We start from the raw sequence: 7,484 nt of genomic DNA, 5'->3' as shown, positions 1-7,484 counted from the left end.
CAAGCTGCTTGGCGTTGCTGAGCGCCGAAAGCTTTTCCTCGGTGGCAAGCATCAGCACGAGGTCGCCCGTCTTGACGCGCTGTCCCTGCTTGACCGGCAGCTTGTCGATGACGCCGGCGACGCGCGTCGCCAGGACCGCGCGCTTGTCGGCTTCGGTCAGTCCGGAAATCCGGATGGCGCGCGCATAGGTACGCCTGGGTGGGGTTATGGTCGCGACGGTGCGTAAGGTCGCCTTGGGCTGTTCTGCCTCAGCGGGCTTGGCCTTGCCGCCGTCAGCCGCCTTTGGCTGCTCGACCTCCCCCGCTTTGGATTTGTCGGCGGCCGCGCTGCCGACGGACGAGAACTCGCCCGTCGCCATCCACGCAGCGAAACCGACAAGCACAACAATGGCTGCAAGCTTGTGAAACCTGTACTTCGGCATCGTCGTTTTTTCCAGTGCGCGGGATTCGGCCGGGCCGCGTCTTCTAACTCGGCGCGTTGCGCGCAAGGCCGTGTTCAACTTGCCGTGATCGGCGAACGAGCTTCTACATCAAAGTTGCACCTAATTCTGAAAGCGGGGCCGTTCGTGAGACCCGATGTCAAAACACCACCACGCTTCACCGTGTGGTTTGCCCACCTCGTGCGCTTCTGGGACCATTCAGCGAATGAGAGTCCGTTTGACGCGCGCATAGACACGGATGAGGAAGAACGTCCCGGCACCAATTTCCACTGTCTTCGGATCGTTGCCTTCTGTACTCCTATGGGCATAGGTGGTTGGTGCTCAGGCTTCTTCGTCGGGCGTGCCTGCAGGCCGAGGCACCTGATTTCGGTCACACCCCTAATAGGGTCGGCAGGATTGGCAAAATTGATTGTTCGGATGACAACCATCCACGCCCTAAACACATCGAAGGTGGAATTGGGCGTGGCTGGGTCCGCGCCTGTGTGGCGTTGGCCGACAAACGCTTGGCGGCGGTCGGGAATTCCGCACACACAGCGATTGACACGCTGACGATCCGCGACGGAAGAGGCTCGCGGCATTCAGCAGCCCCGTCTTCATCAAGCATGGAGCCCACCTTGTGCGTTGTCGATCTCGTAGACGCGATCGAGTTTGAGGAGTGGCCGGAGGAACGCCGCAGTCTGATCCATGAAACAGCCCTTCACCGGTGCTACCAAGCACAAGACGCCGCACGCCGATGGGCGTGGCCCGCGATGCCTTTGTCGGCTTCGCGGAGCGAGCCGGATTCCTGAAAGACCCCAGGCGGAAATGCGGTGGATCGCTGCTTCCAATTCGGGCGGTGGACAGGTGTAGGTTCGTTCGGCCGCCCACCTCGTGTGCCGGCTGCGCCGGATGCGGCTGACCATGGAGCGACAAGCGTGCAACCACGGAACCGGCTGGGCGCTGCGCGGGTCGAAAATCGCGGCGGTCCTCTCTCGTTCCAAGACAGAGCAATCCTGACCGATCGCTCCGTAGAGGGGCGGCCCTGCCATAATCAGCACCGAAAGCCGATTGACCGGCCCAGATACGTCGTCGTCCGCACCAGGAAAACGAACGCTTGAAAGAGCAGATCACGCTTCCGCCCATACAAGGGGAGGAAGGCGTCATGCTCTTCACTGGGATCGAGGATCCCGCGCAGCCGCGACCGCTCACATCGAACCAAACTCGCCAGCCTGCTACGCCGGCACGCCGATGATGACACTATGGTGACTGGGGTTCACCGCCTCAGCATGGCCGCAATGCCATGACGGACAAAGGGAAGATGTTGGCCGAAGCGCAGCCCCACATGTCTTGCAAGACGTGCCGCCGGATGCTCGCTTGAGTAGAGTCCGACGAGGATATTCGTAGCATGATAGAGCGGCGCCGAAGACAGGCGCAGTCGGCTTTCATATCTGCGGAGCATGTCGGGATCGGCAATGTCGCGACGGTCGCGCCATGCTGTCAGGATGCCACGGGCGAGTTGCCTCTGGCCGCCGAGGCCGATGTTGAAGCCATGCGCGGTCACCGGGTGCATGCCAATGGCAGCGTCGCCTATCAATGCGGCGCTCGGCGCCCGGAACCTGTGCGCCCAGGTGGTGACCAACGGATAGATATGGCGGCTGCTTGCCAAGCTCATGTTGCCGAGGCGCCCTCGACAGCGCTTCGTCAACTCCATCAGGAACAACTCGTCGTCGAGGGCAAGCAGTCCGTCGGCCTCGTTTGAAGGCAAAGTCAAAAGCAGCGACGACATGCCTCGCGCGAGGGGCAACATCGCTACCGTCTGATGATGATCGAACCATTCGATCGCGATCTGGTGGTGGGGGCGCTCGTGCCTCACCCGGCAAATCAGCATCGAGTTGCCAAGCCGATTGATATCGGCGCGGATGCCGAGCAGATTGCGGGTGGCGGACAAACGCGAATCGGCGGCAACGAGAAGCCGAGCGGTCAGCTGCCTGCCATTGGAGAGCGTTATGACTGCTCCCTGGTGACTGTTTGTTGCACGCACGACCGAGTGGCCGCACAGCAGCCGGACATGGCCCTGCAAGCGGATGATCCTGAACAGGGCATCGCGGATCCGGCAATTCGGGACCAGAACGCCAGTGGTTCCGCGGATCCGCCAGGGGAATCGAAACACAGCGCAAAAGGGCTCGATCCGTTGAGGACGCGTGCGCCTTGAAGCGGTGACTTGTCAGAGCCGCGGATAACATCCCAAGCGCCGAGCTCGCGAAGGATCCCAATCGAGGCGTGGGTGAGCGCGATCTCGCGACCGTCGAAAGCCGGATTTTCCAGTCTTTCCAGGGACTGCCCTTCGACAACCGCCAGTTTGAGCTCGCTGTGGCAAGCGATGCGGCGAAAGAAAGTCCGACCGGCCGGGCGCCAACGACAATGATGTCGAAGCTGTCATCAAAGCCGGCCATCAGCGTGCCGCCAGCGCGTTGGCTATGCCCGACAGATCATGAAGCGCTCCCATGGCCCACATTTTGCGGCAATCGATACAGCAAAGCTGACCAAGAACGAGCGTCGCTGCCTTGCAGAAAGGGCAATCACGGTCATTGACATGCCGACGGGTCAAGCCGCAGCCCGTCTCGTCGGATTGGGCGAGACATTGCATGAGGCCTAACGGGCAATCGTTGAGCCATTCCCAGACGCCTCAACATTGCCGAAAAAGTAAAATGGGCATTGTCTTCCGGGTTATTCAACAACTCCGAGAGGCGCTGCTGTTTCGAGCCAGCGCTGGAAGAGCTGCGACGGTTATTCATTCGAGGCTTCAGCTGCTAGGACATTCGATGCTGCGGATAAACAGCGGCGACGGGCTCGAACCAGCCGAGCAGAGCATCGTCTGGCGCCGGAGTTGGCGCGGCGAGCGGTCGCAGCTGATCGGCTTCACTTGGCGGCAGAAGCTGTGCGCACGGCACGATGATAAGGGGTGGTTGGGGTCGATGCCAATCAAGCTAAGGCCAAGCGTGCTCACCGCATAGGCGGTCACCTGCCACTGCCATCCCAGAGCGTCAGGATGCTCTGCGCGATAGCTTGGCGCGCTGCACACGCGAGCGATTTGTTCAGGGCGAGCCGGTTCATCAACGAGACCCGCTGCTGCAGGAGTTGTAAACGCCCGCACCATCGCGCCGCGAATCCGCGCTTGTGGCGCTATGACCTCGAGGCGAGTGAGTTCGGCGCTAACAACGCAGACTGAAGCAAGCCGATCAGCCCGGCCCATGCCGGAGAGCACGGCGACCAATGCCGTCAGCTACACCACCTAGGGAGGACACGATCCGGACACGATCCCGCCTGCGGCGCGAGTTGAAAAGCATACGTCCACGTCCGCCATTACCGCATGCACCGCCTTGGATAAGGCCTGCCCCGAGGCATGGCGGGGCCCCGGTTGGCGTTCGTATCGACGGCAGGTTCCTAAGCAGCGACTCCCGTGAGGTCGAGCAGTTCTAACTGGCGGCTTGAGTCGACGGCGCTCACGCACAGCCGTTCCAGGTGCAGCCCGTTATGCGGCCCTCGCCCTTCCCATTGGCCTGGGCAAGCTTTTGGGTGGTCCTCAGCACCGCCGGTCGCAGAGAGGTCCGGTTTGCACCGTTAGCACATGTATGCGTCCCTCTCTTCTGTTTGGCCTGACTGAACAAGCTTGCACCCGGTCGGACACGCAGTCCAACCAGGATGCGCGCGTCCACATCAAGCCCCATGAAGGCGAAGAAAATCCTCATACGTCGCTTGCAACCCGGCACCAAGAGACGTTTTGGCCTTCCAGCCAAGCTTACGCAAGCGCGTTACGTCCAGTAACTTGCGCGGAGTACCGTCTGGCTTCGTCGTGTCGAATACCAGATTGCCCTCCCAGCAGACCGCTGCCTTGACGAGTTCCGCCACCTCGCGAATTGTGACATCCTCGCCAACGCCAACATTAATCAGGGGCGCAGTGTCGGGGGCAGTCAAGGCGTCAAAAACCGAATCTGGCAGGCCAAGCAGGAACGCAATGGCATCGCCTACATCCGACGAATACATAAACTCTCGCCGAGGGTTTCCGGATCCCCAGACCCCCACCGAGGAGTCGCCGTTTATTTTAGCTTGATGAAAACGGCGTATCAGAGCAGGCAGAACGTGGCATTTTTCGGGGTGATAATTATCGCCGGGACCATATAAGCTGGTCGGCATCAACGCGAGATAGCGCGTCTGGTACTGCCGGTTAAAAGACCAGCATGATTCGACTCCTGCGATTTTTGCCAAAGCGAAGGGACGATTCGTCGCTTCAAGCGGACCGGTGAGAAGGTATTCCTCCCGTATCGGCTGCGGACAGTCGCGTGGATAGATACATGAGGAGCCAAGAAAAATCATCCGTTCGACGCCTGAAGCGTAAGCGGCATCAAAAACACTGAGTTGGATCGCGAGGTTGTTATGAAGGAAATCGACAGGAGAGCTAGCGTTCGCCAGTATACCACCAACCTTTGCGGCGCACATAATGACGTAATCGGGCCGCCGCGACATGAAGAACCTGCGCGTCTCGGTCTGGTCAAATAGATCCAGTTGGTCGTGAGTACGTGTTATTATCTCATACGATCCTAACGCCTCGAGGGCACTCATTGTGGCGGATCCAACAAGGCCGCTATGGCCTGCCACATAGACTTTCTTCATCTTTTTGTTTCCCATGTGATAACGCTATGGACGCTCCTTAAGAAGGCCACCCTAACGCTGACAACAAGCCAGCATGGCGCCGCCGTTGTCATCATAACTCTCGTGGACTGTATGAATAATAACCCTGCGTCATCAGCACTGCGTCACGCTCTGCCATGCGCAAATCTTCCCGAACCATCTCCCTAACCAATTCAATGAAGGAGATTTTTGGCTCCCATCCAAGTTTTTCTTTGGCCTTGCGGGCATCGCCGAGAAGTGTCTCGACTTCTGCAGGACGAAAATAACGGGGATCTACTTTTACGATCAAAGCTCCCGTCTTTGCATCGTATCCCTCTTCGTCGACCCCTTCCCCAACCCAACGAACACCAATGCCGAGTTCAGCGGCCGCGACGGTGACAAATTCGCGCACCGAATGTTGCTCACCGCTAGCGATCACAAAGTCTTCAGCTTGCTCCTGCTGCAGCATCAACCACTGCATCTGGACGTAGTCTCGAGCGTGCCCCCAATCGCGAAGAGCATTAAGGTTGCCCAAGAATAGATTCGGCTGCATTCCAAGCTTAATCCGAGCCAGGGCGCGCGTGATTTTTCGCGTTACAAATGTTTCTCCGCGCGCGGGTGACTCATGATTAAATAAAATGCCGTTACATGCGTACAAATTGTAAGCTTCTCGATAATTTACGGTGATCCAGTGAGCATACAATTTCGCAACAGCGTAGGGTGATCGGGGGTAGAACGGTGTCGTCTCGGTCTGTGGCGTTTCCCGCACCAGCCCGTAGAGCTCAGACGTCGAGGCTTGGTAGTAGCGCGTATGCTCGACGAGCCCCAGGATCCGAATTGCCTCGAGGATACGCAGCGCACCCAACGCGTCCGAGTTCGCGGTGTATTCTGGTTGTTCAAAGGAGACTGCAACGTGGCTCTGAGCTGCCAGATTGTAAATTTCGTCCGGCTGAACCAGTTGGATGACGCGCGTAAGGCTGGACGAGTCTGTCAAGTCCCCGTGGTGAAGTGTAAGATCAACGCCACTTTCATGAGGATCATGATAGAGATGGTCTATACGGCCCGTATTGAAAAGAGACGATCGTCTTTTTATCCCATGCACAGAATAGCCCTTTTCCAGCAGCAATTCTGCGAGGTAGGAACCGTCTTGCCCCGTGACCCCGGTGATTAAAGCGACTTTTCTCTTTGACAAGCTTGAATCCTTTTGATTTTGACGCGCCGAAGAAAATGCTCGCCTGCGGCGGGATTGCGTGGCGAGAAAGGGGCGCATTGGGCAGGGCGAACGGGGCCTCTGCGCGAAGGCAAGGGAGAGTTCGAGCGGGATGCCAACCCCTTCATGGGGTCGGGGAACGGTCGAAAGAGTTATCAATCAAGATCAAACGACGCGGGTCCTTCAGATCGAATTCGACAATTCGTGGCACGAAGAGGCGGGCATAGCGGGAGAAGGCGCTAGTCGGAGGAAACCGAATTACAGTGTCGCATCTACCAAGGAGATACATCTCAACGAGAGCGGAAAAACCCCCGTCAATGCCCAGTGCTGCACTGTTTAAGGGGCCGGCCTGATCCGCTTGGAAGCGTTTTGGGACGGTGAAAAGTTCGGGAAATACGCCCGACAAGTGATCAACAACCTGGGCGCTGTCTGTACACAAGAACACCCTTACAGGCCTTGGATGCGGTTGCGCTTTGGCCATGCGAATGGCAGTGCATACCTGCTCTAAGGCAACCTTTGGATCAGCCCAGTAAGGTGCGTGATCCATAATATCTCCGCCGTTGCCGTGGCGGACATGGACCCCAATTATGCTGTGCCCGGCAAAGTGTTCCTGGTAGAGCGCTTCAATCCGATCCTCAATTTCGACCCTCGGTCTGATGCTCCGAAATATCGTTCGCTCGGCTTGCTCATCGCAGCGCCACATCAAGCAAGCATCACACACTACCGTGTTGGCTTCACAATCATCTTGGGCCTGGAAAAGATCGTTAAGCTCGTCACGTTCTTGGAAAATCTGTTCATCCGGACGGTACACGCAGTCGATGGATGGCTTGTTCCACCACGACGGGAAGAAGGGACCGGGGAATGAGACGTGGTTGATCTCGTCATCGCAAATGACCCGTACACCACCGATCTCTTCAATTGGCTTGAAGAAAGCCGGAAAGGCATTCGCAAACGGGTTGTCGAGGTAACAAGAGCCGCGCCAATCTATTGCTAAAGCCCGTCCCGTCCGATGTGCGTAGTCCCATGCCGACGCGAGAGACCACAGGCAATCACCGAGACCCTCGCGCCGTCGAGAAACAACGAACCGATCCATCCTTGAGCCATCAACAAGCATCTAAATTGCCTCTTTCCAAAACAACCACAAACCTCAGCTTTGCTGCTGCCTTTGAGGCAAGCGCCTGCGCAATT

At 58.0% G+C, this 7,484-nt stretch carries 4 protein-coding genes and 3 pseudogenes; 2 read left to right on the top strand and 5 right to left on the bottom strand.

The window, feature by feature from the left end; translation table 11 throughout:
- Window positions 1–421 (bottom strand): annotated as a pseudogene (locus tag AC0L2Z_RS29860) (efflux RND transporter periplasmic adaptor subunit); the annotation flags it as partial.
- Window positions 422–1,691: 1,270 nt separating this feature from the next.
- A pseudogene (ubiM, locus tag AC0L2Z_RS29855) lies at window positions 1,692–2,871 on the bottom strand (5-demethoxyubiquinol-8 5-hydroxylase UbiM).
- A gap of 23 nt (window positions 2,872–2,894) precedes the next feature.
- On the opposite strand from ubiM, the pseudogene AC0L2Z_RS29850 reads away from it, so the two are divergent.
- Together AC0L2Z_RS29850 and AC0L2Z_RS29845 are read left to right on the top strand one after the other, a co-directional pair.
- Window positions 2,895–3,074 (top strand): annotated as a pseudogene (locus AC0L2Z_RS29850) (SIR2 family protein); the annotation flags it as partial.
- A 52-nt stretch (window positions 3,075–3,126) separates the two neighbouring features.
- The gene (locus AC0L2Z_RS29845; protein WP_473489886.1) at window positions 3,127–3,432 is read left to right on the top strand and encodes a hypothetical protein; all 306 of its coding nucleotides are present in this window, start codon (window positions 3,127–3,129) and stop codon (window positions 3,430–3,432) included.
- Window positions 3,433–4,135: 703 nt separating this feature from the next.
- Here the strand turns inward: AC0L2Z_RS29845 and AC0L2Z_RS29840 are convergent.
- The 3 genes from AC0L2Z_RS29840 to AC0L2Z_RS29830 form a co-directional block, all read right to left on the bottom strand.
- The gene (locus AC0L2Z_RS29840; RefSeq protein WP_473518150.1) at window positions 4,136–5,089 is read right to left on the bottom strand and encodes a GDP-L-fucose synthase family protein; all 954 of its coding nucleotides are present in this window, start codon (window positions 5,087–5,089) and stop codon (window positions 4,136–4,138) included.
- Between the two features lie 91 nt (window positions 5,090–5,180).
- Window positions 5,181–6,278 (bottom strand): GDP-mannose 4,6-dehydratase, encoded by a 1,098-nt coding sequence (gene gmd, locus AC0L2Z_RS29835; protein WP_473482486.1) that lies wholly within the window; start codon window positions 6,276–6,278, stop codon window positions 5,181–5,183.
- 142 nt (window positions 6,279–6,420) lie between these two features.
- Window positions 6,421–7,410, bottom strand: coding sequence for a nodulation protein NodZ (locus AC0L2Z_RS29830; RefSeq protein ID WP_473482488.1), 990 nt, complete (start codon window positions 7,408–7,410; stop codon window positions 6,421–6,423).
- Window positions 7,411–7,484 lie beyond the last annotated feature (74 nt).

The sequence above is a fragment of the Mesorhizobium sp. WSM4850 genome (assembly GCF_055811735.1).
The sequence above is the reverse complement of the archived record's forward strand: the minus strand, read 5'-3'. Positions and strand labels throughout refer to the sequence as shown.